Source organism: Paracoccus caeni (assembly GCF_016629665.1).
Lineage (GTDB): Bacteria > Pseudomonadota > Alphaproteobacteria > Rhodobacterales > Rhodobacteraceae > Paracoccus > Paracoccus caeni.
Genome location: NZ_JAEPRQ010000007.1, coordinates 66,046 through 90,670 on the forward strand (window position 1 = coordinate 66,046; position 24,625 = coordinate 90,670).

Sequence of the window (24,625 nt, forward strand, 5' to 3'; positions counted from 1 at the left end):
CATGTCGCGGGTTCTGCTGGTCGATGATGATGAACAGATGCGCTCTTCGACCGCGCAGGCCCTGGAGCTTGCCGGTTTCACTGTCGAGCCGGTCCAGACGGGCGAGGAAGCACTGGCGCTGGCGACCCCCGCCTTTCCCGGTGCCGTCGTCAGCGATATCCGTATGCCCGGCATGGACGGGATGACGCTGCTGAACCGATTGCACGAGGTCGATGCGGATATTCCGGTGGTCCTGGTGACCGGCCATGCCGAGGTGCCGCTGGCCGTTCAGGCGATGCGAAATGGCGCCTATGATTTCATTGAAAAGCCCTTCGTGGTGCAGGATCTCGCGAATGTGCTGCGTCGGGCAATCGAGCATCGGGGATTGGTGATCGAGAACCGCAGGCTGCGCGCGGTCGCAGGCAAGCATGACGATATCGAGGCGCGGCTGCCGGGACGGACACAGGTAATGGTCGATCTGCGCTACCGTTTGCGCGCCATCGGTCCCTCGGATGCGGACACGCTGATCATCGGCCCGACCGGAGCCGGGAAAGAGGTCGCGGCCCGCGCGCTGCACGACATGTCGCCACGCGCAGGCAAGCCCTTCATCGCCATCAACTGCGCCGCATTGCCGGAATCGCTGATCGAAAGCGAATTGTTCGGTCATGAGGCAGGTGCCTTTCCCGGCGCGCTGCGCCCACGCTATGGCAAGTTCGAACATGCGCGCGGAGGCACCGTACTGCTTGACGAAATCGGGTCGATGCCGCTGGAACTGCAGGCGAAGCTGCTGCATGTGCTGCACGAGCGTGTTATCTTCCGGCTTGGCTCCAACGATCCGGTGCAGCTTGACGTGCGCTTCATCGCGACCTCGAAGACCGATCTTGCCCTTGCCGTCGAAGCAGGCACGTTCCGCGAGGATCTTTATTGGCGGCTGAATGTGGCGATGCTGCATATCCCGGCGCTGGCGACGCGGCGCGAGGATATTCCGCTGCTGTTCCTGCATCTCGTCCGCGAATCCGCCGCCCGTCACGGCGTCTCCGAACGCGAGGTGCCGCCGAGCTATCTCAGCTCACTTTCGGGGCGCGACTGGCCCGGCAATATGCGCGAGCTGCGAAATCTCAGCGAACGATTCGTTCTGGGGCTGGAAGCGCGCGAACTGGACGATTCGACAGGCACCCGTCTGGCAGATCGCGTCGCGGATTTCGAACGCAGCCTGATCTCTGGCGCCATTGCCGCGCATGGCGGAAGGCTGAAGCCGGTTTACGAAATGCTGGGTATCTCGCGGAAGACGCTCTACGAGAAGATGCAAAAACACGGGATAGATCGCCGTCTGATTGTGGAAAATTCCGAAGATATGACAGGGTGATACCGTCGATGGGTGGATTTCCACCCATCACAGACGCGAGATGTTCCCGAATCCACCCGTTTTCGGCGTCAACGTGCCAAAACTGCATATTTTCCTGACAGTATTCTTTGCGGAATGCACTTGCTCGCGCAAAGTTGTCGCACGCCGCGAAGGGGGACGACGCGGCTCCAAAAAATCAGAAGACCGGGAGGAACCATGTCTTTGTCGAAATTCGTCGGCGCAGCCTGCGCCGCAATCATTCTTGCCGCGCCCGCATTCGCGCAGGACTATCCGGATCGTCAAATCTCCATGGTGGTGCCGTTCGCTGCCGGTGGACCGACCGATACCGTCGCGCGTCTGGTCGCAGAGCGGATGTCCGAAGATTTGGGCCAACAGATCATCGTCGAGAACGTCGGCGGCGCGGGCGGCACTCTGGGCGCCGGTCAGGTCGCCAAGGCCGACCCTGATGGATATACGCTGCTTCTGCACCATATCGGCATGGCAACCGCGGACACGCTGTATCGCAACCTCGCCTATGACACGCTTGAGGCGTTCGAATATGTCGGCCTTGTCACCGACGTTCCGATGGTCATCGTGTCCCGTCAGGACTTCGAGCCAGCCGACTTCCCCGCCTTCATCGAATATGTGAAGGCCAATGCAGACACCGTGACCATGGCGAATGCCGGGATCGGCGCGGCCTCGCATCTCTGCGGCATGCTGTTCATGTCGGCAATCGACACTTCGCTGGTGACTGTGCCGTATAAAGGCACCGGCCCCGCGATGACCGATCTTCTGGGCGGTCAGGTTGATATCATGTGCGACCAGACCACCAACACCACCCAGCAGATCAAAGGCGGCACGATCAAAGCCTACGCCGTGACCTCGGGCGAGCGTCTGGACATCTTCCCGGACGTTCCGACCGCACAGGAAGGCGGCCTGCCTGATTTCGAAGTCGGCATCTGGCACGGCATCTATTCGCCCAAGGGCACCCCGGCTGAAATCAACGAGCGTCTGTCGAAAGCGCTGCAATTCGCGCTGGCTGATGAGGGCGTTGCCAAAGCCATGGCCGATCTGGGCACCGCGCCGTCTTCGGCTGAAGAGGCGACCCCGGCTGCGCTGAAAGAGAAGCTCGAATCCGAAATCGCCCGCTGGAAACCCGTCATCGAGGCAGCAGGCGTTTACGCCGACTGATCCGAGGAACCTGCCCCGGCGCGAAGGTGCCGGGGCTTCTACACGATTGGGGGGGCCTCATGGCAACGCGCAATATCGATACAACCAATGTGGTCGCGGGGGTTTTGCTGCTCGCGATCGGAGCCTTCTTCGGCCTGCAGACAATGGGGCTGGAGATCGGCACCTCGCTTCGTATGGGGCCCGGCTACTTCCCCATGATGCTGACCATCCTGCTGCTGATCCTTGGTGTGGCGGTGCTGATAAGCGCCTTCAAGACCAAAGCGGGTGAGCCGATCGGCCCGATCGCCTGGCGGGGCATGCTGTTGATCCTGCCGGCGCCGGTCTTCTTCGGCCTGACGGTGAAGGGGCTGGGCTTCGTGCCGGCGCTGTTTTTCACCGCGCTGATCGCGGCCGGCGCTTCGATCAAGATGAAGCCGCTGACGGCGCTGATCCTTGCGGTGATCGTCACCATCGCATCGACGCTGATCTTCAGCTACGGCCTTGGCCTTCCGTTCCGGCGGTTCGGTCCCTGGCTGCCGCAGTTCTAAGGAGCCGACATGGAACTTTTATCCAATCTCGCACTCGGCTTCTCGGTCGCCACGTCGCTTGAGAACCTGATGTTCTGTCTGATCGGCGCCTTGCTTGGCACGCTGATCGGCGTTCTGCCGGGCATCGGTGCCACGGCGACCATCGCCATGCTGCTGCCGATCACCTTTCAGCTTGAGCCCGTCTCGTCGCTGATCATGCTCGCCGGGATCTACTACGGTGCGCAATATGGCGGCTCGACCACGGCGATCCTGCTGAACCTGCCGGGCGAAAGCTCGTCCGCAGTCACCGCGCTTGACGGCTACCAGATGGCCCGCAAGGGTCGCGCCGGTGTCGCCCTGGCCGTGGCGGCGCTTGGTTCGTTCTTCGCGGGTTCGGTCTCGACCCTGCTGGTTGCTATCTTCGCCCCGCCGTTGACCGCCATCGCCCTGAAATTCGGCTCTGCCGAATATTTCTCGCTGATGGTGTTAGGCCTCGTCATGTCTATCGTGCTTGCGCATGGATCGATCGTGAAGGCGATGGCGATGGTCGTTCTGGGGCTGCTTCTGGGCTGCGTCGGCACCGACATCTATACCGGCGCGCCACGCTTCACGATGGGCATCACCAACTATGCGGACGGCCTGAACTTTGTCGCTCTTGCCGTCGGGGTCTTCGGTATCGCCGAGATCCTGCGCAACCTTGAGGACGAAGGTGGCGAGCGCGAGGTGATGACGAAGAACGTCACCAACCTCATGCCGACGCGCAAGGATTTCCGCGACATGGTCGGCCCGGTCCTGCGCGGAACCGGTCTGGGCTCGCTTCTGGGCATCCTGCCGGGTGGCGGCGCGATCCTTGCATCCTTCGCCTCCTATACGGTCGAGAAGAAACTGTCGAAACACCCCGAAGAGTTCGGCAAGGGTGCTATCGCAGGCGTTGCCGGGCCGGAAAGCGCGAATAACGCAGGCGCGCAGACCTCGTTCATCCCGCTTCTGACGCTGGGCATTCCGGCGAACCCGGTGATGGCGCTGATGATCGGCGCGATGATAATTCAGGGCATCGTTCCCGGCCCGAACGTGGTCAGCGAGCAGCCTGACCTGTTCTGGGGCATCATCGCCTCGATGTGGATCGGCAACCTGATGCTGGTGGTCCTGAACCTTCCGCTGATCGGCCTTTGGGTCCGGCTGCTGACGGTTCCCTACTACATCCTGTTCCCGATCATCATGGCGATGTGTTCGATCGGGGTCTATTCGGTCAACTCGAACGTCTATGACCTCTATGCGGTCGCGTTCTTCGGGTTCCTTGGCTACGTGATGTACAAGCTGCGGTTCGAACCCGCACCGCTTCTGCTGGGCTTCGTTCTTGGTCCGCTGCTGGAAGAGAACCTGCGTCGCGCCATGATCCTGTCGCGCGGTGATCCGACGACGTTCGTCACCCGCCCGATCAGCCTCACCTTGCTGCTGATGTCTCTGGCGGTGCTGATCGTGGTCTTCCTGCCCGCAATCCGGAAAAGCCGCGACGAAGTTTTCGTCGAAAGCGAAGGCTGACCTTACGAGCAGTATGAAAAAGGAAGGGGCGATGACTTGCCCCTTTCAGGACGAACGCAAAAGTATTCTGGAGGAGAGAACATCATGTATTCGTTTACCCGCCGCGTCGCCCTGGGAATGGCGCTGGCTGTCGGCGTCGCCGGTGCTGCGCTGGCCGAATTTCCCGATCGTCAGGTAACACTGGTCATCCCGTTCGCGGCAGGCGGCTCGACCGACGTGGTTGGCAGGATCGTCGCCGACAAGATGGGTGAGAACCTGGGTCAGCAGATCATCGTGCAGAACGTGGGTGGCGCAGGCGGCAGCCTTGGCGCAGGACAGGTCGCACAGGCGGATCCCGATGGTTACACCATCCTGATGGGCACCGTTGCGACCCACGCGCTGAACCCGCTGATCCTGAAGCAGAAGCCCTATGATCCGGTCGAGGATTTCGCCCCGATCTCACTTCTGGTGCTGGTACCGAACGTGCTGGCGGTGAACCCGGAACTGCCGGTGAACACCGTGCAGGAACTGATCGATCTGGCCAAGTCCGATCCGTCGCTGGCCTATGCCTCGTCGGGCAATGGCACGCCGCTGCATCTGTCGGGCGCGCTGTTCAACTCGATGGCTGGGACCGAGATCACCCATATCCCCTACAAAGGATCGGGTCCGGCGCTGACCGACGTTCTGGGCAATCAGGTTCCGGTGATCTTCGACAACCTGCCCTCGGCTTCGGGCCATATCCAAAGCGGGCAGCTGCGCGCATTGGGCGTGACCACGGCTGAACGTGCGCCGTCGTTTCCTGACGTTCCGGCCATCGCCGAGACGCTGCCGGGCTATGAGACCTACACCTGGAACGCGCTCTTCGCGCCGGCAGGGACACCGCCGGAAGTGGTCGCACGCCTGAACGAGGCCGCCGTGGCCGCAATGCAGGACCCGGCTGTTATCGAGCGTATGGCCGAATTTTCAGCGCAGATCGTAGGCTCGACCCCCGAGGAACTGGCAGAACATGTCAGCGCCGAGATGGCCAAATGGGAGCCCGTCGTGACCGAGGCGAATGTCTCGCTCGACTGATCGTTCATCCCATTTTTTGTAACAAGTTTGGCCCCGCGAATAGCGGGGCCTTTATCATTTTCCCGCCCGCAGCTGCCTGCTTTGATCGGGCAGTCTTATTGACGGATTCGGGGTTTGCCGCCCCAAGCATATGCAGAGCGGGTGACGCGAAAGAAAATTGCGCGGCAAATCGCCGTCCTGCTGCGTCCCCCCGCTATTTGACGCTATATCAATGTGTTCCATCGGCAAAATCCTGCGTTTCCAATGGCTCTTGCGGCATTCATTGACAACACGACTTCTTGATCGACCTGCGACAAATTGTTACAATCCCCTACTAGGCCCGGGATCCGGGATGAACAGCGACGGTCGGGACCCTCTGGCGAATGTGGCGGCGCATTCGTGATGTCGGCGTCGGAATGTTGTCAGCCGCCGGATCAGTATCATAATCATGAGCAATCACGTAACCTCTTCGGGCGCTCCCGCGACCTCAACGCTGCGGTATTTCCGCTGGGCCTTTATCGTCACCTTCCTTGGTCTGGTTTTGGGCGCATGGCTTGGCTGGCAGATGACCGGAACCGTCGCCGGGACGCTGGGCATCTTCTTCATCTGTCTCGTGCTTGCCGTTCTGGAAATCTCGCTGTCCTTCGACAACGCCATCGTCAATGCGAACAAGCTGAAGGACATGCAGCCGGTCTGGCAGCGCCGCTTTCTGACCTGGGGCATCCTGATCGCGGTTTTCGGCATGCGGATCGTGTTCCCGCTGCTGATCGTGGTGGTCGCCGCCAAGATCGGTCCGTGGGACGCAGTCGTCATGGCCGCCGCGCAGCCCGAGCGCTATTCCGAGATCATGCATGACGCCCACCTGCCCATCGCAGCCTTTGGTGGCGCCTTCCTGATGATGGTCGGCCTGTCCTTCTTCTTCGACCACGAAAAAGACGTGCACTGGGTGAAATGGCTGGAAAGCCATCTGGCCCGTCACGCCAGCATCCGCGGAATCGAAGTTGCGGTGGTTCTGTCGATCATTCTGGCCTTCAGCCGCTTCCTTGAGCCGGCCGAGTCGCAAATCTTCTTCCGCGCGGCCATCTGGGGTCTGCTGACCTTCCTGCTGGTCGAAGTCCTTGGCGGCTTCCTCGACAGCACCCAAGAAACCATGAGCGCCGCCGCCCGTGGCGGTCTGGGCGCGTTCCTGTATCTGGAAGTTCTGGATGCCTCGTTCAGCTTCGATGGCGTGATCGGTGCCTTCGCCCTGACGCAGAACCTGTTCATCATCGCCATCGGTCTTGGCATCGGCGCGATGTATGTGCGTTCGATGACCATCATGCTGGTCGAAAAAGGCACTCTGACCCACTACAAATATCTGGAGCACGGTGCCTTCTACGCCATCATCGCACTGTCGGTCGTGATGTTTGCGCAGTCGATGGTTCACGTGCCAGAGGTCATCACCGGCCTTGGCGGTGCCTGCCTGATCGGTCTGTCGCTGTGGTCCTCGATCCGCGCCAACCGCAACGCCGTCGCGGCGGACAATCAGTCGCACTGACAAAACAAAACCCGCGCCGTTCCCAGATGGAGCGGCGCGGGTAAACATCTGCCGGGTGACTGACGGATCAGCCCTGCGGCACAGTCGCGATCAGTGCTTGATCGCGCGGAATTGTTTCTCGGGAATGCCAAGGATATTCAGGCTGCGCGTCGAGGGAGCGCGGTGGCCTTCAACCGAGGCTGCCACTTCGCGAATAGCCTGCAGCATCTCAAGAGCTTTGGCGAAGAAGTTGGCGGGGCGGTTCATTTGATCTACCTATCGGTTTTCTGTTTCGATGACAGATAGATGGGCGGTTTCCCCCGATGCCGCAATGCAGCATTTGATCAAACCCGCCATGCCGCCCACGCATGACACGGCAGTCGGTCAAAGCCCGTGTCTGGCCCTAAGCTGGTCCAGCCCCTGATTGACCGCGCCTTCGATGGACAATGTCATATCCAGCGTGATCGGCTCTTCATCAGGCGTCGGCACCTCAAGCGTATCAAGCTGCGATTGCAGCAATTCTGGCGGCATGAAATGGACCCGCGCCTTCATCCGCTCAAGGATAAGCTCTGCCGGGGCATGGAGGTAAACCAGATCAAGGCCACCGATCCGGTCACGCAACAGATCGCGATAGCTGCGTTTCAGCGCAGAGCAGGCAAATACAGTCCGCTGCGTCGCGATCGAATCGCGGACGGCAACGGAAAGCGCTTCGAGCCACGGCCAGCGCATTTCGTCGGTCAGAGGATGCCCCGACGCCATGGCGGCACGATTCTCGGGCGGATGATAGTCGTCGCCCTCGATAAAGGTCGCACCAATCGCCTCGGCCAGCCCGACGGCGATGCTGGTTTTGCCAACCCCGCTTGGCCCCATTACCATCACGCAAAGATGTGCGGCGGATATGTCTGACGTTGTATTGCTCATTTGCTCCCCCGCTTTTGCGCGAAGGTAAAGGCGCGGCACGGCACGATCAAGCCTCTCCCGCGCGTGGTTCGCAATCAGGCGGCGAATGCGTTGAGCGTGAGCTGCTGCAGTGGATTGGCGATGCTGGCGGCTGGCGCACCAGCGGTCACTGGCAACAGTCGTCGGATCGGGATGCGAGTGTCGGTGATCCAGCGTTGCGCAAGCTGCCCGCCCCGACCCAGCAGGCGTTCGCCAATCCCCGCAAGGTGCCGCGATAGCAGGGTCAGCGATCGGCCTTCCGACAGCAATCCGTCCAGTGCTAGCCTATGAATCATACCGAAGACCTGATCGGCAAGCAGGGTTTCGGTCAGCGAGGCATCGATCTGGGCCTGCGACCGGATCGCATCGGGAAGCGCAGGACTTCCCCCGGGCGAAAGGCCAATCTCGGCATCCCCGCGCAGGTCAATATGCGTGGGCAGCCCATGCGTCAGGTCCAGCACGGCGTTGTGACGGTCGGCCGCGATGCCGATCCCTGTCTCATCATAAAGCCGCAGAACCGGGCTGATGCTGCAATCCATAAACGCGCGGAACCAGCTTTCCGCATCGATGCCCGTCATCACCCGCACCAACAAAGACGGCTGGCCGGGCAAAGGCGGCGCGATCAGGCCGGACACCGACATAAAGACCCCGCTCTGTACGCGCCAAGGATTGTCGCGCAGGATCAGGCCCAACTCGCAATCGCTGCTATCGGGCGGACTAAGCGCCATCCAGTGCCGGTCGGCGATCAGCCTCATCGCACCAACTCGGCCCGCCAGAGCGGCGACATGCCGGGTCAGCGCATGTTGACGCTGCATATCCTCGCGCCCGAACCGATGCACACCGCTGGCCGTAGCGATGGGCAGCGAAGCGGTAATCTGAAAAGGGCTGTCATGCCGCCAAAGAGTTGCGTTCGTCCCGGTCACCCACCAACCCGGACCCGTTGGACCCAGATCGATGATGGCACCTGTTTCGACCAGCGATGCAATGCCCGGCTGTCGGCGCGCCCGATCCCAGGCCAGCGGATGAACCGGCAGAATATGGCGCCCGGCCCCCGCTTCAATGTCCATTCCCGGAAGGCGCGCTGGCAGATCATCCGCCGTCGCCTCGACCAGATCGGATGCGACAGACAGCGCATGCAGCCGTAACGCGCCTTGCCAATCCGCGCTCATCATCCGCTCTTCAGGCATCGACATGCCGGTCAGAAGCTGTGCCGCCGGGTGCGGGGCATGGGCAAGCAGAGCCTGCTCAGCCGCCAGAAAATCAGGCTCAGCAGGCGGCTGCGTCATCCGCACAGCCATCAAACCAAACAAGCGCTCGCGGCTGAACCGGATGCGGCGAGCCAACACCTTGCCCTCGGCCCTGCGCTGCCGCTCGATCAGATCAAGAAGCAGCGCCAGCGCTTCGCCGCTGCGGATCGCCGAGACCTGCCCGCCCCGATGAAGAAAGATGCCAGCGATCTCGGGCAATCCGGTCAAGCTGCCCGAGGCCGCGCGGATTTCAACTTCGCCATGACGCAGAGGGATGCGCCAACCCGTCGGGCATGACGGCAGGGGCAGTTCGCGGATCAGACAGGTCAGCAAGGCCCGCAAGGTTTCATGGTCGGCGACATCGCCGATATCGGTGGCTGATCTGCTGAACGACATGGCTGTGCCCCGGTAGCGATCACTGATCGCGGTGTCAGATGGGGCTGGCCACGGCTCGCATCGGGCGGATAGTAAATTTTACTAAAATAGTCAACAATCGTTACGGCGCGTCCATCACCTCTGTCAGGCATTCGATCAGGTGACGGCCCATCGGGCCGGGAAGGCGATGCGCGGGCCATGCCATGACCACCGTGCGGACCGGATGCATCTGCATGTCCTGACAGGTTAGGCGCACGACCTCACCACGCCGGATCTCATCCTCAAAGGTCCGAGTCGCCGAAAAGCACCAGCCAAGGCCGCCGACCACCATGCTTTTGATCGATTCGACATCGTTTACCGTCCACACATCGGTCGAAAAGGTCCGCCCTACTCGCTCCATGTCGATTTTGGGCGAGCCGACATAGTAGATTTGCCGCTCTCTCGCGAAGGCCCTGACCGGCAGCGGCTGCGGCAGTTTTGCCAGCCGGTGATCCGCCGAACAGACCGGCCCCAGAAGATCGGTGCCAAGGTCGCGCGCGGCAATATCGGAGGGGATCGCAGCGGCCAGAGTCAGCGCCATATCGATGCTGCTTTCGCGCAGATCATCCCACAGCGTTGCCAGTGACGAATTGAAAAACTGGATGCGCGCTTGCGGGTGTCTTTCGGAGAAAAGATGCAGAGCATCGTTCAGGCCAGATCTCGAAAAAAGAACGTCAACTAATAGTCTTAGGCGCGTTTCCTCGCCTTTTTCTAATGATGCCGCATGGGATGAAAAACCGCGCGCGCCCTCAACGACGCTGCGCGCCTCGGCCAGCAATGCCCGGCCCTGCTCGGTCAATTCAGAGCGGTTCTGACCACGCCCCAAAAGGGCAAATCCGCACTGTGTCTCAAGCTGCGTCAGAGAGTAGCTGAGCGAGGAAATCGGGCGGCGCAATTCCTTCGACGCAGCCGTCAGACTGCCGTGATCGACGATGGCGCAGAAGGTCGTCAGGTGGTCGATGAGGTTCGGATGCATTTCAAAAATCCTGAAACAACTTTGCCATTCTTTTCGGTTTACCGGAAACTGAAACCGATGCTAGCTTTATTTCAACGATCCGCGGCCGATGAGGAGATCGGCCTGCAAGACTGTCTGGGAGGACTAGCCTATGCACGGAGCTATTGCGCTTTTCGCGCGCATTCGTCGAATTGGAATTCGTTTATGACCGGGGCGCGGGATGACGTTCTGGTTTGCGACAATATCGTGCGCCGTTTCGGCGGGGTTGTCGCTTTGAAAAATGTTTCCGTTGCCGTGAAGCGCGGCGAGATTTTCGGGCTGGTCGGGCCTAACGGCTCGGGAAAGACCACCTTGGTCAATGCCGTCACCGGATTTTATCCGCCGCAGGAAGGCCGGATCACGCTGGATGGCAAGAAAATCAATGGCCTGAAACCCTATATGATCGCCTCGATGGGGGTGGCGCGGACGTTTCAGAACGTCGCGCTGTTCCACGGGATGAGCGTGTTGGACAATATCCTGATGGGTCGGCACATCTATATGAAGCCGAACCCGCTGGCCTCGTTCTTCTATCCGTGGTGGGCCCGGAAGGAAGAGATCGAAAATCGTAAGAAGGTAGAGGAAGTCATTGATCTTCTTCAGCTTGCGCCCGCCCGTGATGAGCATGTCGATGTCATTCCGTTGGGCCTGCAAAAGCGGGTCGAGCTGGCCCGCGCGCTGTGTGCCGAGCCAAAACTGCTGGTTCTGGACGAGCCGATGGCCGGGATGAATCAGGAAGAAAAGGAATACATGGTCCGCTTCATCCTCGATGCGCAGGAGGCGTTGGGCCTGACCGTCCTGATCATCGAGCATCACATGGATGTCGTCACCGCGCTTTGCGACCGGATTTTGGTGCTGAACAACGGGCAGGAGATCGCTCAGGGTCCGGCGCGCGAGACCATCGCCAATCCGCTGGTCGTCGAAGCTTATATAGGGAAGCCTCGCGATGCAGCCTGAACCCTCGATCATCGACGCGGTTGTGAATGCCGATGCGCTGCATCCGAACTGGAAGCGCGAAGATCACATCCTTGCCCGTCTGGCGAAAAACGCAGCCGAGCATCCGAACCAGATCGCCATGCGCGAACGCGACCGGGGTATCTGGCAGGAATATAGCTGGACCGATTACCTGAATGCGGTTCTGGAATTCGCCGCCGGGCTGGAAGCGCGCGGCGTGCAGCCCGGGGATGTGGTTCTGGTGATCGGCGACAACCGCCCGAACCTCTATTTCGGGATGCTGGGCGCGGCCTGCCTGCGCGCGATCCCCTCGCCCGCCTATCCCGATGCGCCGACCGAGGAAGTCGCGGCACAGATGGCGCGCGAAGATATCCGCTTCGCCATCGCCGAGGATCAGGAACAGGTCGATAAGCTGCTGGAGGTGCGCGAAGGCTATCCGTCGCTGGAACTGATTATCTATGACGATCCGCGCGGTCTGGCCGGAAGCGAGCCTGAGGGCGTCACCGGCTTCAACACCATCCGCGCCGAGGGTGCCGAGCGTCTCTTCGCTGAACCGGGGCTTGCCGATGATCTGCTTGCTCGTCCCTCGGTCCATGATGTTGCGGTGCTGATGCATTCCTCGGGCACCACCGGCGCGCCGAAGGGTATCCCGCTGAAGCATGGCCATGTCCTGTCGGGCGTCCGCAACGCCGCCGCCGCCGGATATTTCCATGAAGGCGAAGTCCACATGGCCTATCTGCCAATCGCATGGGTCGGCGATTTCATCTTCTCGATCGGCGCGGCGATGGAGTTGCGCTTTACCGTCAATATCCCCGAGGCGCAGGAAACCGCGATGCACGACCTGCGGGAAATCGCGCCGACACTGTATTTCGCCTCGCCCCGCGCTTGGTCGGCCATGCTGACCCGCGTGCAAGTGGGCATTGCCGAGACGACGGGGATCAAGCGGCGGCTTTATGAATATTTCATGCCGAAGGCGATGGCAGCAGAGCGCGCCAAGCTGGACGGCAAGCCGGGCAGAGGCGGTCTTAACCGCTGGCTGGGCGAAATTCTGATCTATGGCCCGTTGAGGGATCAACTGGGTCTTGGTCGGGTCAAGCGCGCGTATACCGCCGGCGAAGCCATTGGTGAGGATGTCTTCCTGTGGTTTCGCGCGCTTGGCCTGAACCTGCGGCAATTCTACGGCCAGACCGAAAACTGCGCGCTGGCCGTGGCGCAGAAGCCCGAGGATATCTCGCTCACCACGGTCGGGCGGCCTTTCCCCGGCGTCGAGATGAAGATCGACGAACACGGAGAGATCCTGCTGAAGGGCGACAATATCTTCGACGGCTATTTCCAGAACGAGAAGGCCACGGCGGAAACGCTAGTCGATGGCTGGCTGATGACCGGCGATGCCGGGCAGATCGAGCCGGACGGGCAACTGGTGGTGTTGGGCCGGGTTTCGGAAGTGATCGAGAAAGCCGACGGCACCCGTTTCATTCCGACCTATATCGAGAACCGGCTGAAATTCTCGCCCTATATCAAGGACGCGGCGGTCGTCGGTAAAGGGCGCGACATGCTGATCGCCATTGTCTGCGTGGACTTTCAGGCGGTCGGGCAATGGGCGCAGGAACATGGCGTGGCCTATACCTCTTACGCCGAACTGTCGCAGCAGCCGCGCATTTACGATCTGATCGAAGCCCAGATCGCCGAGGTAAACGCACATCTGCCGCATGGTCTGTCGGTGGCGCGTTTCGTGAACCTGCACAAGGAATTCGACCCCGACGATGGCGAGGTCACCCGCACCCGCAAGCTCAAGCGTAATGTGATCGACGACCGCTATGGTCCGATCATCGAGGCGCTGAATGCCGGACAGGACCAGATCGATTTCAAGGCGCAGATCGTCTATGAAAACGGGCAGACCGGATCGCTTGACCGGGCGCTGCGTCTGGCCGACGTGAAGGAGGCCGCGTGATGGCGTATTTCGTCGAACTTCTGATCAATGGCGCACTGACCGGGCTGATGTATTCGCTGGTCGCGCTTGGATTTGTGCTGATCTACAAATCGGCGGGCGTGCCGAACCTTGCGCAGGGCGCGGTGGTGATGGTCGCGGGCTATGCGGTCTGGCTGTTCCTGTCATGGGGGCTGCCGGTCTGGCTGTCGATCCCGGCGGCGATGGTGACGATGTTCCTGTTCGGTCTGGTGGTCGAACGGCTGCTGCTGCGGCGAATGGTCGGGCAGCCGGTGATCATGGTCGTCATGCTGACACTGGGGCTGGAGATCCTGCTGAGAGGGCTGGTCCCCGGTATTCTTGGATCTGCCCCGAAATCCATCGATGTGGGCATCGGCTTCGCGCCGGTCATCATCGGCGACGTGTTCATCAACCGCACCTCGCTGGTCGGCGGCATCGTCGCGCTGTTGCTGGTTGGCGCATCGCTTTTGTTCTTCCGCACAAGGCTGGGCACGAAACTACGGGCGGTGTCGGATGACCATATCTCAAGCTGGGCGGTCGGCATCTCGGTCGAGCGGGCCATTGGCATCTCCTGGGGTCTGGCAGGCATCGCGGCGGTGGTCGCCGGGGCTTTGTGGGGCAGCTCGCAAGGGGTAGACTGGACGCTCTCCATGCTTCTTTTCCCGGCCATTGCGGTGGTGATCCTTGGCGGGGTCGACTCGATCCCCGGCGTGGTCGTCGGCGGGCTTGTCGTCGGCATCCTCGGATCGGTCATTCCCGGCTATCTCGACTCGATCGTGGGGGGCAGCACGCGCGACGTGGTCACCTCGCTGATCATCCTGCTGACCATCATGGTCCGCCCCTTCGGCATCTTCGGCCGCGAAGACATTGAGAGGATCTGAGCCATGTTCTATCGCCTCTCCGGCACGTTTCACACGAATTATCAGGCCGACCGCAAGCTGTGGAAAATTCCCGCTGACCGCTGGCTGGTTTTGACCGTCTTCGCCCTCGCGGTGCTGGCACCCTTTCTGGTCTCGCCGCTTTATCTTGGCAGCTATGTGCTGCCATGGATCATCTGGTCGGCGGCGGCGCTGTCGCTGACGCTGCTGATGGGCATGGCGGGCCAGCTTCACTTTGGCTTTGCCGCGGTGATGGCCATCGGCGCCTATTCGTCGATCCATCTTGTCCGCGCAGGCGTCCCGTTCGAGATCGCCCTGCTGCTGTCAGGCATCATCGCCGCCGTCATCGGCGCGGTCTTTGGTGCGGCGGCTTTGCGGGTGAAGGGGCTGTATCTGGTGATGGCGACGCTTGCCATGCAGTATCTGGTCGATTGGGTGGTGGTGAACGTGCCGTGGATTTCCGGCGGCGCCCATGCCACGCTGCGCACGCCAGCCGTCAGCTTTTTGTTCATGGATATCAGCAGCCTCGCCTCGCGCTATTGGCTGGCGCTGGCCTGGGCCGCGCTGATTACGGTCTTCTACCTGAACGTCAAACGGACCTCTTTCGGGCGCTCGCTGGTGGCGATCCGCGACAAGGATTTCGCCGCAGCCGTCATCGGGGTCGATCCGTTCAAGACCAAGCTGATGGCCTTCTTCACCTCGTCCTTTCTGGGCGGCGTGTCGGGCGCAATCCTTGCCTTCTGCTATTACCGCGCGGTGACGCCCGAGCAGTTCGGCTTCAACGTCTCGATCCAACTGGTCGCGATGGTGCTGGTCGGTGGTCTTGGCTCGGTCATCGGGTCGTATCTGGGCGCGGGCTTCGTGCTGCTGGCGCCGATCTTTCTGACCAACCTGATCGCGGGGCTTGCCGCCTCTGGCTGGGTGCCGGTGAGCCAGAACTTCCTGTCGCACCTGCCTCTGGTCATCTACGGCGCCATGATCATCGGCTTCCTGCTGTTCGAGCCGCTTGGGCTGGCCAAGATCTACGACAACATCCGCAAATATTTTCTGGTCTGGCCGTTCCGCCACGCCAGAAGCTGAGACCCTGGGGAGGGGGCTAAAATGGGAGGAAAAACCATGACATGGATGCGCAGAACCGCGCTGTCGGCGGCGCTGGTCGCCGGGCTGGCGGTGCAGGCCCCGGCTGAAGAGGTCAAATTCGGCCTGCTTCAGGACTTCACGGCGGTCTATACCTTCGTGACCGGCCAGTACAATCAGGGCCAGCGCGACTACCTGACCCTCATCAACGAAGAGGGCGGGATCGACGGCAATACCTTCACCGCCATCGTCCGCGACACCGGCAACCAGCCGCAGCGCGGGATCGAGGCCTATAACCGGGCCAAGGAAGAAGGCGCGATCCTGTTCGACTTCCTGTCCACCCCGGTCTCGGCGGCGATCCTTGACCAGGCGGGGGCCGATGCCCGCGTGGTGATCACCCCGGCGCATGGTCGCGGCGACGCCTCTGACGGAACGGTGTTCCCCTATATCTTCCCGATGTTTGCGACCTATTGGGCGCAAGCGGCAAACCTTGTCGAGTTCATGAAAACCAATGGCGGCGGGATCGAGGGCAAGAAGATCGCCATCGTCCATATCGACAGCCCCTTTGGTCGTGAGCCGCTGCCGATCCTTGATGCGCTGGCCGAACAGGAAGGCTTTGAATACCAATCCTTCCCCTATGCCTCGCCCGGCAACGAGCAATCTTCGGCATGGTCCGAAGTGCGCCGCTATCGCCCCGATTTCGTCCTGATCTGGGGCGCGGGCGGTGGTCAGGCGGTATCGGTCCGCACCGCGATCCAGAACGGCATCGCGCCTGAGCAGATCCACTCGGTCATCTGGCTCGCCGAAACCGACGCCGCGAATGTCGGTCCGCAAATGAAGGGCGTGAAACGGTTCGAGGCGACCGCCTCGGGGACCGAACTGCCGATCATCCAGCGCATTCAGGAAAAGGTCATCGCCACCGGTAAGGGTTCGGGGGAAGAGGCCAATGTCGGCAACAGCTACTACAACCTTGGTGTCGCAACGATGGCGGTTGCGGTCGAGGCCGCGCGTCTGGGCCTTGAAGGCGGCGAGCCTTTGACCGGAGAGACCCTGAAAGCGGGCTTCGAGAAGATCGCCGGTTACGACGCCGAGGGCCTGATGCCGCCGATCACCATCACGGCCGAGGACCATCAGGGTGGTGGCGCTGGCCGCATCTCGGAATGGGATGGCGAGGCATGGGTTCCGGTGTCCGATTGGCACGCAGCCTATCCTGAACTGGTCCGCAAGGTGATCGAGGAATCGGCCGCCCATTACGGCGAGGGGAACTGAGCCATGCCCGCGCTGGTGCTCGAAAACGTCGAAGTGATCTACGACAAGGTCTTCCTTGCCATCAAAGGCGTCTCGCTTGAGGTTGGCGAGGGCGAGATGGTCGCGCTTCTTGGCTCGAACGGCGCGGGCAAATCGACGACGCTGAAATCCATCTCGGGGCTGCTTGGTCCTGAGCGTGGCTTGGTCACCCGGGGGGCCGTCAGCTATGATGGCCGCCCGATCAGCAATATGGGCGCACCCGAGCGTGTCGCCATGGGGCTGGTGCACGTGCTGGAAGGCCGCCGCATCTTTGGTCACCTGACCCCCGACGAAAATCTGGTCGCCGCCTTTCATGGCAAAAGCAGCAGTCGTTTCAACGAATTGCGCGATCAGGTCTATACCTACTTCCCGCGCCTGAAAGAGCGGATCAAGTCCAAGGCGGGCTATCTGTCGGGCGGCGAGCAACAGATGCTGGCCATTGGCCGGGCGCTGATGACCGAACCGAAACTGATCATGCTGGACGAGCCTTCGCTGGGCCTGTCACCGCTGCTGGTGCAAGAGATTTTCGGCATCATCAGCGAGATCAATGCCCGCGAAAAGATGTCCGTGCTGCTGGTCGAACAGAACGCGGCGGCAACGCTGGACATCGTGGACCGGGCCTATCTGATCGAACAGGGGCAGGTGGTGATGTCGGGCTCAGCCGATGTGCTGAAGTCCAACCCGGACGTGCAGGATTTCTATCTGGGCGGCGCGGATCACGTCGATTACCGCAATGTCAAACACTACCGCCGGCGCAAGCGCTGGCTGGCATAAGGAGATTTCGCCATGACAGCCGGGCTAAGCGACGCGGCCAAGGGGCAGGCCCCCGATGTTCGTGAAAAGGACCAACTGGCCCGCCTGAACGCGCAGATTGCGCGGATGCGCGAGACGCAGAACTACTGGACAGAGCGGCTGGCGGATGTGGTCCCGCTGGGCTCTTTGGCCGATCTGGCGGCGCTGCCGGTTCTGCGCAAGGGTGACCTTGTGGAGATGCAGGCAGCAACACCGCCCTTTGGCGGGCTGAACGGCAATCCGGTCGGTTCGTTGCGGCGGCTGTTCATCTCGCCCGGCCCGATCTTCGACCCAGAGGGGCGTGGACCCGATTGGTGGGGTTCGGCCCGTGCTCTGCAGGCGGTCGGGGTGCAAAAGGGTGATGTGATCCTGAACACCTTCTCTTACCACCTGACACCCGCCGCCTTTATCTTCGAGGCTGGTGCCGAGGCGATTGGCTGCCCCGTGATCCCGGCGGGGCCGGGGAACACGCAGGAGCAATTGCTGGCACTGCGCCATTATCGCCCGCGCGTTTATGTCGGCGTGCCGGATTTTCTGAAGATTATCATAGACAAGGCAGACGAGACCGGATCGGATCGTTCGTCGCTGGAAATCGGTCTGGTAACTGGCGCGGCGCTGCCGGAAAGCCTGCGGGTTGAGCTTGCCTCGAAAGGCGTGGCGGTCAAGCAATGCTATGGCACCGCCGATCTGGGCATCATCGCCTATGAGACCGAGGGACCGGGCATGGTGCTGAATGACGACGTGATCGTCGAGATCCTGCGCCCCGGTACCGGCGATCCTGTCCCGGCTGGCGAAATCGGCGAGATCGTGGTGACGCGGCTGGATCCCGATTATCCGCTGCTGCGCTTCGCCACCGGCGACATGACGGCGATGTTGCCGGACGGGCGTATCAAGGGCTGGCTGGGTCGCGCCGATCAGGCCACCAAGGTCAAGGGCATGTTCGTGCGCCCCGAACAGATCGCCGCGATCGAGCGTCTGGTCCCGGGTTGCCATCGCTTGCGGCTGGAGGTGAGCCGGGTCGGAGAGCAGGACCGGATGCATCTGCTCGTCGAGCATGATGACAGCAATGTCGTCGGCCCGCTGGCCGAGAAGCTGGCCGAGATCACGCGCCTGAAAGGCACGGTCGAGGTGGTCGCGCCGGGCAGCCTGCCGAAAGACGGTAAGGTCATCGACGATCAGCGGTAACCCAGATCAGGGCTTCCACTGATGCGGCACTTCCGTTTCGTGCTGCGCGTAGAGTTCCTTGAAATCCTCGGCGATTTCAGAAAGCCGGGTCTGCGCGAAACGGGCCAGAAGCGTCTCGGTCGCCTCGGCGATGGCGGCCGACATTGTGGCATTCACCGAACGCTCGACCAGACAACGCGGCGACGGGTCAGAGAGGCCGAAGGCAAAAAGTTCGGGCTCGCCCAGTGATTTGTAAACGTCAAGCAGCGTCATCTGATCCAGCGGACGTGCCAGCTTCCAGCCACCGCCATGGCCCCGTTCGGCACTGACATAACCCGCCTCGCGCAGCCCCGCCATGATGCGCCTGACCACCACCGCGTTCGAACCCAGCATCACCGCGATATCCTCGGATGTCAGCGGCTGATCGCGCCCTTCCATATGCAGAAGGACGTGCAAAAGCCGTGAAAGCCGTGTGTCGAAGCGCATGAGACCCTCGTCTGTCTTGAATTGTAACTCTTGCAGATACGTGACCTTGACTGCAACATCATATCACGCTACTTATATAGTTACGTGAAAACAGCCGCCAGAGGACCGCCGATCATGCAGGATCAAGCCGCCACCCCCGATGCTTTCTGGGAAGAATTTTACCAGACCAAGCGCACCACCAGCACCGGCCAGCCGAGCAAGACGCTGGCCCGGTTCGCCACCGATCTGCCGCCCGGAACGGCGCTGGATCTGGGGTCGTCCCACGGTGACGATGTGATCTGGTTGGCCTCTCTGGGGTGGCAGGCGCTTGGTGTGGATATTTCACCCGTCGCCGTCGGTCGCGCGGCACGGCGGGCGGAGGAACAGGATTTGTCCGACCGCGCCAGGTTCGAGGCGCGGGATCTGTCGGTCGATTTCCCCGCGGGTCAGTTCGATCTGGTGACCGCTTTTTACTTCCAGTCGCCGGTCCATCTGCCGCGCGCCGAGATCGTCGGCCGGGCAGCGCGCGCGGTCGCGCCGGGAGGTCATCTGCTGGTCGTCGCCCATGGCGCACCGCCGCCCTGGGCCAATCACAGCCAAAGCGAGCCGTTCCCCACCGTCGAAAGCGAGTTGGCGGCGGCAGGCTACAATCCGACCGATTGGACGGTGGTCGAGGCAAAGCTGGTGGACCGCCCGGCAAAAACGCCCTCGGGAGATCAGGTCACCTTGCAGGACACGATCATCATTCTGCGGCGCAACAGCGCGGGCTGAGCGTTCCCAAAACCGTCCCTTTCAAATCCGGCAGGTTGGAGAGATGATCTCGCTCTGACTTTTACTCTCGATTTTTAAGGATCACCGGATTTGCATAAGATTATACTGCTGGCTTTGACGGCTATGGGAATAGCATCGCCTGCGACCGCGCTAGACTGGGACGACATGCCCCGAGAAATGGTGTTGGTCGCTCCAAATCTGGTGGCTGTGGATCAGGGGATCGTCCTCGCCCGGATCGTGCATGCAACACTTCAGTCGGACGGAGACTTCACCCGCATTCGCCTGCATTTCCTGTCGCCCTCAAACAGCAACCCAGCATGCGATTTCACCGAGCCGGGATGCATTCCAAACGCTTATGGCGATATGGAGGTGCGGGTCGCGAACCGGACGACCGATGGCATCGACAATGCGACGGCAACTCTGTCGATTGGGGGGCCGAATACGATCGACAGACCGCACGAAGACTTCGCCTATTACAGCGAAATCGCCACCATGTTCATGTCCGGCGAAGTGGAGCTTTCGGAGACAAGAGGCCTTTGGCAGATGGCCTCCGCGCTCCATGGCCATTCCTACTGGCGTCCGATGACGTTGCAGCAAGCTTCTGATGCTGCGTATTTCATCAGTGAGCTGCGCCTTTCCGCCGCGCAGATTGGAAACTGCGTCACATATCAACTTGCTCCACTGCTGGCAGAGGAATCACCGGACGCCGAAGCGTTGGAATTGCTGGCTGCGGTGTCTGTGGTCGCGGATCATGCGCGCACCACCAGGCCTTTCGATCCTCAGGAGCAGTCTTCGGCGCCGCAAGAACCACCTTCAGCTGAAAGGTTGACGGAACTGGCCGTGGCTTTGATGGCGCATGACGGCACTATATTTGCGACCGCGTCAGAATATTTCGAATTCGTTGGCGATGCCTTTCCACAGATCGAGGGGTATAAGGATCTGGTCACAGCGGACTATGAGCGGATCGCCCGCGCCGCCCGCTATCAACTGCGGATCAATGGTTTGAGATCAAAACCGGCTGATCAGCAGCGCGAAGCAGTTTGCAAGAACCTGACGACGCTGGCCCTTGAGTAACCTACAAAGCCAAGATCAGGGCCGCGCTGTCGGGCATCCGTGCCAACGATGCGTCGATCCGTTCGCGCCAACGGGGGCCTTTGTCACGAGCATCGGCCAACGCCTCGGCCAAATCCTCGGGTCGGTCCTCGGCCAAAGCGGCGATCAGGAAGGCCGCCTGCGCGCGGTCCTTTTGCGATTTCAGGCGATCCTCTGCCCGACGACGCTCGGCCACGATCAGCTTGTGGATGGCATAGCGTTCAGGTCGCGGAATTTGCACCAGAACACCGCTGCGATAGGGGATGGCGGCGGGGATCGGGTCGGCGATCAGGTAGTTCAGATGACGCAAAGCCTGCGCCTGCACACCTAGTGCGGGCAGATCGCGCAATCCTTCATCGCCGAAAGCGGGCGTAAGAAACTCGACCAGCGCGTTTCCCGCCGTCTGCCGCCAACGCCACGCCTTGCCGGGTTCCAGACTCGGCGCCGGGGCGAAGTCGAAATCGGCCAATACCTGCTGAACCGGTGGCGCGGCGACATCTTCCAGCGCCAGCGACAGCCGCTCGAAACTGGCGATGTCGAGATCGTCGGTCTGTGCAGTCTGGTCGAAACCGTAGCGCAGGTTCAGCTCACCCTCGTAAAGCCGGAAAGCATGGGTGCCGACGATGGTGCCGCCCAGCCGGAAGACGCCTGCATTGGCCAAAGCCGCCATCAGGCTGCCGGTGGTGGGGTCAAGGCCCATATATCCCTCGGCCCTCAATAGCCGGACCAGCCGGGCACGGTCCTTGCGGCGTTGTTCGGCGGGCGCGCGGTCCTGTTGGGCGCGATGCATCCGGGCGGCCAGATCAGGGCTGTCTTCACCGATATAACGCTTGCGCACCTCGGACCCGATGCGGAAGCTGTCATACCAATAGGCGCGGCCATTGCGTTCGACCCGGGTCGGGGTGCCGCGCAGATCGCCTGCCGCCTCGTCGCGGAGCGAACGAAGCAGATCGTGATAGGCGGCATGGGCAAGCGCGCTGTGGTGCGGGATATCGGGCATGTTCAACAATCCTTATGATTGTTGAATACATGAATGTTCAACGAAAAGGAAGTTTGTTGAACATGGCGATCCGCATGCGCGATCACTCTCCCTTCAAGCACGAAAAAGAGCGGACCTTCCTACCGATACCCCCTCACATCGGCAGGTTTGCCCACATCCTGCACCTCGACCAGATAACGCCATGCGTCAGGCTGCGAGCCGTCCAGATCGGTGAAACCATAGACCTTTGCCAACGCTCCGCTGGACAGCGACTGCCCATTCCATCGTGCCCTGTCAGGATCCCCCGCCAGCGCAGCCACCGCGCGGCCAACGAAACGAGGCGTCTCGGAGATCGCGAAATGCGGTTGATCGCGGGTTGCGTCCTGCCAGTTCTCCTCGGTCACGCCAAAGGCATGCAACATCATCTCGGAGCGCAACCAGCCGGGCGTGAGAGAGACCGCGCTAGCCCCATGCTTCGCCAAATCCTTCGAATGCGCCCATGCCATCCGGTTCACCGCCACCTTGGCCAGATCGTAGAATGGCGAGATGCGGTAATTCGTGGCGTTGTACTCTGCCGTGCCATCGGTCATCTCGATCAGCAAGCCGCCAGGACGCTCGATCAGCAGGGGCAGCGCGTGATGCGCGGTGATCAGATGCGTATCGATCCCCAGCCTCAGCAACCGCAAACCGTTCTGAAGGTCGTGATCCCAGACCGGCTTGTCCCATTCGAACAGCAATTCACCGCCCCAGATATCGTTCACCAGAACATCCAGCCGCCCGTGATCGCCCCGTATCCGCGCGATCAGCGCCGCCACCTGTGTCGGATCAAGATGATCAACCGCCACCGCGATCCCCTGCCCGCCCGCTGCGGTGACCAGTTCGGCGGTCTCCTCGATCGTCTCGGGGCGGCCATATTCCGACATCTTCTGCCGCGTCGTGCGCCCGGTCACATAGACCACCGCCCCCGCTGCCCCAAGCTCGACTGCGATGCCCCGCCCCGCGCCTCGGGTCCCACCCGCGACCAGCGCCACCTTGCCCTGCAATGTCATCTTTCACCTGTGCCAGAAAAGAATCGTCCGCTTGACGGCGGCTCAATAATATGTAAACATTCGTTCGGTTATAAATGAATGTCAAGATGCCCAGACCCAAGACCCAGACCGATGAAAGCGTTCTCGACGCCGCGCTGATGCTTATGCAGACCAGCGGCCCGGACGGGCTGACCTTTGCCAGCCTCGCCAGCGCCACAGGACTTTCCGCCGCCACGCTGGTCCAGCGTTTCGGCAACAAAACCGTGCTGAAAAGCGCCGCATTGCACCAGGCGTGGGACCGGCTGGACGAGGCGACGGCCACCACAGCCGAACGCCTGCCGCAAACACCGGGCGCGGCAATCGACCTGCTGATTGCCCTGTCCGGCGACTATGGCGATATCGAAACCTATGCCGAGGGGCTGCTGCTTCTCCGCGAAGACCTGCGCGACCCGGCCCTGCGCCAGCGCGGCACCGCGTGGAAAACCGCGCTGACCGGCCATCTCGACGCCTGTTTTACCAACACGCCAGACACCCCGCCAAATATCGGCGAGTTGCTCGCGACCCATTGGCAGGGCGCGCTGTTATGGTGGAGCTTCGACCCGCAACACCCGGTCGAGGCATATCTGCGTGACAGCCTCACCGCTTATCTGGCGCTGCTCATCCGCACCTAACCCTGCCCGATCCCGCCGCTCTCCTGCCGCCGCAGCGACAAATCCGTCTGCCGCTCCATCTCGCGCAATTCCCGCTCGGACTGCCGGACGAAGGACAGATGCGCGTGAGAGGCCGACTCGGCGGCCACCGGATCGCGATCAAGAATCGCCTGCGCAATGGACAGATGCTGATCGCGCAAGGTCTCGCGGATCTCGCGGACCGCGAATATCCGACTGCGATTGCGAGCAATGTCGCTGCGCAGCCCGCTGGCCAAGGCCCGCATGATCTGTAGCAGAACCAGATTATGACTGGCCTCGTAGATCGCGATGTGCAGATCGGCATCCGCCGCCGCCTCATCCTCGGCAAGCCCGGCCTCATGCGCTTTCTCGATCCGGGTGCGGCAATCGCGGATCGCCTGCATGTCGATCTCGGTCCCCCGCTCGGCGGCCAGCGCCGCCGCCCGGCTTTCCACCACGTCGCGAAACTCCAGATAGTGATCGGTCAGCTCTGGCTTGTCGGCCAACAGCGCCAGCAGCGGATCGGTCAGCGCCTGTTGGCCCATTTGCGCCACCCGCGCGCCCTTGCCGCGTTCCCCCGTCAGCAACCCACGCTCTTCCAGAAGCTTCAACCCGTCGCGCACCGTCGGACGTGAGACGTTCAGCCGCAATGCCAGATCACGTTCGGACAGCAAGGCCTCGCCCGGACGAAGCGAGCCTTCAAGGATCAGCGCCTCGATATGCCGGGCCACCGATTCTGCCGTGCGTTCGGGTTTGATCGAGAATTCGGACATTGCATCTCACATCAGGGTTTTCGTTGTCATATCATCGCGGAACTCATCAT

The 24,625-nt window shown here is 61.6% G+C and carries 24 protein-coding genes; 16 read left to right on the top strand and 8 right to left on the bottom strand.

What is annotated here, in order from left to right:
• Position 1: 1 nt before the first annotated feature.
• The 6 genes from JJJ17_RS16045 to JJJ17_RS16070 all read left to right on the top strand — a co-directional run bounded on the left by JJJ17_RS16045 (position 2) and on the right by JJJ17_RS16070 (position 7,129).
• Positions 2 to 1,345, top strand: a complete 1,344-nt coding sequence (locus JJJ17_RS16045) for a sigma-54-dependent transcriptional regulator (RefSeq protein WP_200688203.1) — start codon at positions 2 to 4, stop codon at positions 1,343 to 1,345.
• Between the two features lie 195 nt (positions 1,346 to 1,540).
• Positions 1,541 to 2,515 (top strand): tripartite tricarboxylate transporter substrate binding protein BugD, encoded by a 975-nt coding sequence (locus JJJ17_RS16050; protein ID WP_200688205.1) that lies wholly within the window; start codon positions 1,541 to 1,543, stop codon positions 2,513 to 2,515.
• A 104-nt stretch (positions 2,516 to 2,619) separates the two neighbouring features.
• Positions 2,620 to 3,042, top strand: a complete 423-nt coding sequence (locus tag JJJ17_RS16055) for a tripartite tricarboxylate transporter TctB family protein (RefSeq protein WP_234464152.1) — start codon at positions 2,620 to 2,622, stop codon at positions 3,040 to 3,042.
• A 9-nt stretch (positions 3,043 to 3,051) separates the two neighbouring features.
• Complete coding sequence (locus tag JJJ17_RS16060) at positions 3,052 to 4,563, top strand: tripartite tricarboxylate transporter permease (RefSeq protein ID WP_200688209.1); 1,512 nt, start codon at positions 3,052 to 3,054, stop codon at positions 4,561 to 4,563.
• Positions 4,564 to 4,647: 84 nt separating this feature from the next.
• A complete protein-coding gene (locus JJJ17_RS16065) occupies positions 4,648 to 5,613 on the top strand; it encodes a Bug family tripartite tricarboxylate transporter substrate binding protein (protein WP_234464153.1) in 966 nt (321 codons plus the stop codon).
• 427 nt (positions 5,614 to 6,040) lie between these two features.
• Entirely contained in the window at positions 6,041 to 7,129 is a 1,089-nt protein-coding gene (locus JJJ17_RS16070; protein ID WP_200688211.1) for a DUF475 domain-containing protein, read from the top strand.
• A 90-nt stretch (positions 7,130 to 7,219) separates the two neighbouring features.
• Here JJJ17_RS16070 and JJJ17_RS16075 read toward each other — a convergent pair whose 3' ends face one another.
• The 4 genes from JJJ17_RS16075 to JJJ17_RS16090 all read right to left on the bottom strand — a co-directional run bounded on the left by JJJ17_RS16075 (position 7,220) and on the right by JJJ17_RS16090 (position 10,684).
• Complete coding sequence (locus tag JJJ17_RS16075; RefSeq protein ID WP_200688213.1) at positions 7,220 to 7,375, bottom strand: hypothetical protein; 156 nt, start codon at positions 7,373 to 7,375, stop codon at positions 7,220 to 7,222.
• 117 nt (positions 7,376 to 7,492) lie between these two features.
• Positions 7,493 to 8,029, bottom strand: a complete 537-nt coding sequence (locus JJJ17_RS16080; RefSeq protein WP_234464154.1) for a gluconokinase — start codon at positions 8,027 to 8,029, stop codon at positions 7,493 to 7,495.
• A gap of 74 nt (positions 8,030 to 8,103) precedes the next feature.
• A complete protein-coding gene (locus tag JJJ17_RS16085; protein WP_200688214.1) occupies positions 8,104 to 9,690 on the bottom strand; it encodes an IucA/IucC family protein in 1,587 nt (528 codons plus the stop codon).
• A 100-nt stretch (positions 9,691 to 9,790) separates the two neighbouring features.
• A complete protein-coding gene (locus JJJ17_RS16090) occupies positions 9,791 to 10,684 on the bottom strand; it encodes a LysR family transcriptional regulator (protein WP_200688215.1) in 894 nt (297 codons plus the stop codon).
• A gap of 183 nt (positions 10,685 to 10,867) precedes the next feature.
• Between JJJ17_RS16090 and JJJ17_RS16095 the strand changes: the two genes are divergently transcribed.
• The 7 genes from JJJ17_RS16095 to JJJ17_RS16125 are packed head-to-tail and all read left to right on the top strand — an operon-like array spanning position 10,868 to position 18,820.
• Positions 10,868 to 11,656: an ABC transporter ATP-binding protein gene (locus JJJ17_RS16095; RefSeq protein ID WP_200688216.1), complete on the top strand. Its 789-nt coding sequence runs from the start codon at positions 10,868 to 10,870 to the stop codon at positions 11,654 to 11,656.
• Complete coding sequence (locus tag JJJ17_RS16100) at positions 11,646 to 13,604, top strand: AMP-dependent synthetase/ligase (RefSeq protein WP_200688217.1); 1,959 nt, start codon at positions 11,646 to 11,648, stop codon at positions 13,602 to 13,604. Before JJJ17_RS16095 ends, JJJ17_RS16100 begins: the two co-directional genes overlap by 11 nt.
• The gene (locus tag JJJ17_RS16105) at positions 13,604 to 14,482 is read left to right on the top strand and encodes a branched-chain amino acid ABC transporter permease (protein WP_200688218.1); all 879 of its coding nucleotides are present in this window, start codon (positions 13,604 to 13,606) and stop codon (positions 14,480 to 14,482) included. The genes JJJ17_RS16100 and JJJ17_RS16105 overlap by 1 nt, the downstream gene beginning before the upstream one ends.
• Before the next feature lie 3 nt (positions 14,483 to 14,485).
• Positions 14,486 to 15,559: a branched-chain amino acid ABC transporter permease gene (locus JJJ17_RS16110; RefSeq protein ID WP_200688219.1), complete on the top strand. Its 1,074-nt coding sequence runs from the start codon at positions 14,486 to 14,488 to the stop codon at positions 15,557 to 15,559.
• Between the two features lie 36 nt (positions 15,560 to 15,595).
• A complete protein-coding gene (locus tag JJJ17_RS16115; RefSeq protein WP_200688220.1) occupies positions 15,596 to 16,825 on the top strand; it encodes an ABC transporter substrate-binding protein in 1,230 nt (409 codons plus the stop codon).
• Between the two features lie 3 nt (positions 16,826 to 16,828).
• Positions 16,829 to 17,617, top strand: coding sequence for an ABC transporter ATP-binding protein (locus tag JJJ17_RS16120; RefSeq protein WP_200688221.1), 789 nt, complete (start codon positions 16,829 to 16,831; stop codon positions 17,615 to 17,617).
• Positions 17,618 to 17,629: 12 nt separating this feature from the next.
• Complete coding sequence (locus JJJ17_RS16125; RefSeq protein ID WP_200688223.1) at positions 17,630 to 18,820, top strand: phenylacetate--CoA ligase family protein; 1,191 nt, start codon at positions 17,630 to 17,632, stop codon at positions 18,818 to 18,820.
• Between the two features lie 6 nt (positions 18,821 to 18,826).
• Here JJJ17_RS16125 and JJJ17_RS16130 read toward each other — a convergent pair whose 3' ends face one another.
• Positions 18,827 to 19,285: an RrF2 family transcriptional regulator gene (locus JJJ17_RS16130; RefSeq protein ID WP_200688225.1), complete on the bottom strand. Its 459-nt coding sequence runs from the start codon at positions 19,283 to 19,285 to the stop codon at positions 18,827 to 18,829.
• Positions 19,286 to 19,399: 114 nt separating this feature from the next.
• On the opposite strand from JJJ17_RS16130, the gene JJJ17_RS16135 reads away from it, so the two are divergent.
• Positions 19,400 to 20,035 carry a class I SAM-dependent methyltransferase gene (locus tag JJJ17_RS16135; protein WP_200688227.1) on the top strand — a complete coding sequence of 212 codons (636 nt, stop codon included), beginning with the start codon at positions 19,400 to 19,402 and terminating at the stop codon, positions 20,033 to 20,035.
• Between the two features lie 90 nt (positions 20,036 to 20,125).
• On the top strand, positions 20,126 to 21,109 hold the full coding sequence (locus JJJ17_RS16140; protein ID WP_200688229.1) for a hypothetical protein: 984 nt from the start codon (positions 20,126 to 20,128) through the stop codon (positions 21,107 to 21,109).
• 1 nt (position 21,110) lies between these two features.
• Here JJJ17_RS16140 and JJJ17_RS16145 read toward each other — a convergent pair whose 3' ends face one another.
• On the bottom strand, positions 21,111 to 22,127 hold the full coding sequence (locus JJJ17_RS16145; RefSeq protein ID WP_200688231.1) for a nucleotidyltransferase family protein: 1,017 nt from the start codon (positions 22,125 to 22,127) through the stop codon (positions 21,111 to 21,113).
• 119 nt (positions 22,128 to 22,246) lie between these two features.
• Positions 22,247 to 23,155: an SDR family oxidoreductase gene (locus JJJ17_RS16150; protein WP_200688233.1), complete on the bottom strand. Its 909-nt coding sequence runs from the start codon at positions 23,153 to 23,155 to the stop codon at positions 22,247 to 22,249.
• 86 nt (positions 23,156 to 23,241) lie between these two features.
• Here JJJ17_RS16150 and JJJ17_RS16155 point away from each other — a divergent pair, with 86 nt between their 5' ends.
• A complete protein-coding gene (locus tag JJJ17_RS16155) occupies positions 23,242 to 23,805 on the top strand; it encodes a TetR/AcrR family transcriptional regulator (RefSeq protein WP_200688235.1) in 564 nt (187 codons plus the stop codon).
• Here JJJ17_RS16155 and JJJ17_RS16160 read toward each other — a convergent pair.
• Complete coding sequence (locus tag JJJ17_RS16160; RefSeq protein WP_200688237.1) at positions 23,802 to 24,575, bottom strand: FCD domain-containing protein; 774 nt, start codon at positions 24,573 to 24,575, stop codon at positions 23,802 to 23,804. The two genes, JJJ17_RS16155 and JJJ17_RS16160, sit on opposite strands and share 4 nt — an antisense overlap.
• Positions 24,576 to 24,625: the final 50 nt, after the last annotated feature.

Excerpts from the sequence above, each read along its gene's own strand:
- JJJ17_RS16125 (WP_200688223.1), top strand. The coding sequence starts at position 17,630 with ATGACAGCCGGGCTAAGCGACGCGGCCAAGGGGCAGGCCCCCGATGTT.
- JJJ17_RS16145 (WP_200688231.1), bottom strand. The coding sequence starts at position 22,127 with ATGCCCGATATCCCGCACCACAGCGCGCTTGCCCATGCCGCCTATCAC.
- JJJ17_RS16050 (WP_200688205.1), top strand. The coding sequence starts at position 1,541 with ATGTCTTTGTCGAAATTCGTCGGCGCAGCCTGCGCCGCAATCATTCTT.
- JJJ17_RS16090 (WP_200688215.1), bottom strand. The coding sequence starts at position 10,684 with ATGCATCCGAACCTCATCGACCACCTGACGACCTTCTGCGCCATCGTC.
- JJJ17_RS16160 (WP_200688237.1), bottom strand. The coding sequence starts at position 24,575 with ATGTCCGAATTCTCGATCAAACCCGAACGCACGGCAGAATCGGTGGCC.
- JJJ17_RS16105 (WP_200688218.1), top strand. The coding sequence starts at position 13,604 with ATGGCGTATTTCGTCGAACTTCTGATCAATGGCGCACTGACCGGGCTG.
- JJJ17_RS16130 (WP_200688225.1), bottom strand. The coding sequence starts at position 19,285 with ATGCGCTTCGACACACGGCTTTCACGGCTTTTGCACGTCCTTCTGCAT.
- JJJ17_RS16155 (WP_200688235.1), top strand. The coding sequence starts at position 23,242 with ATGCCCAGACCCAAGACCCAGACCGATGAAAGCGTTCTCGACGCCGCG.
- JJJ17_RS16080 (WP_234464154.1), bottom strand. The coding sequence starts at position 8,029 with ATGAGCAATACAACGTCAGACATATCCGCCGCACATCTTTGCGTGATG.
- JJJ17_RS16115 (WP_200688220.1), top strand. The coding sequence starts at position 15,596 with ATGACATGGATGCGCAGAACCGCGCTGTCGGCGGCGCTGGTCGCCGGG.
- JJJ17_RS16070 (WP_200688211.1), top strand. The coding sequence starts at position 6,041 with ATGAGCAATCACGTAACCTCTTCGGGCGCTCCCGCGACCTCAACGCTG.
- JJJ17_RS16150 (WP_200688233.1), bottom strand. The coding sequence starts at position 23,155 with ATGACATTGCAGGGCAAGGTGGCGCTGGTCGCGGGTGGGACCCGAGGC.
- JJJ17_RS16075 (WP_200688213.1), bottom strand. The coding sequence starts at position 7,375 with ATGAACCGCCCCGCCAACTTCTTCGCCAAAGCTCTTGAGATGCTGCAG.
- JJJ17_RS16110 (WP_200688219.1), top strand. The coding sequence starts at position 14,486 with ATGTTCTATCGCCTCTCCGGCACGTTTCACACGAATTATCAGGCCGAC.
- JJJ17_RS16065 (WP_234464153.1), top strand. The coding sequence starts at position 4,648 with ATGTATTCGTTTACCCGCCGCGTCGCCCTGGGAATGGCGCTGGCTGTC.
- JJJ17_RS16060 (WP_200688209.1), top strand. The coding sequence starts at position 3,052 with ATGGAACTTTTATCCAATCTCGCACTCGGCTTCTCGGTCGCCACGTCG.
- JJJ17_RS16085 (WP_200688214.1), bottom strand. The coding sequence starts at position 9,690 with ATGTCGTTCAGCAGATCAGCCACCGATATCGGCGATGTCGCCGACCAT.
- JJJ17_RS16045 (WP_200688203.1), top strand. The coding sequence starts at position 2 with ATGTCGCGGGTTCTGCTGGTCGATGATGATGAACAGATGCGCTCTTCG.
- JJJ17_RS16095 (WP_200688216.1), top strand. The coding sequence starts at position 10,868 with ATGACCGGGGCGCGGGATGACGTTCTGGTTTGCGACAATATCGTGCGC.
- JJJ17_RS16135 (WP_200688227.1), top strand. The coding sequence starts at position 19,400 with ATGCAGGATCAAGCCGCCACCCCCGATGCTTTCTGGGAAGAATTTTAC.
- JJJ17_RS16100 (WP_200688217.1), top strand. The coding sequence starts at position 11,646 with ATGCAGCCTGAACCCTCGATCATCGACGCGGTTGTGAATGCCGATGCG.
- JJJ17_RS16120 (WP_200688221.1), top strand. The coding sequence starts at position 16,829 with ATGCCCGCGCTGGTGCTCGAAAACGTCGAAGTGATCTACGACAAGGTC.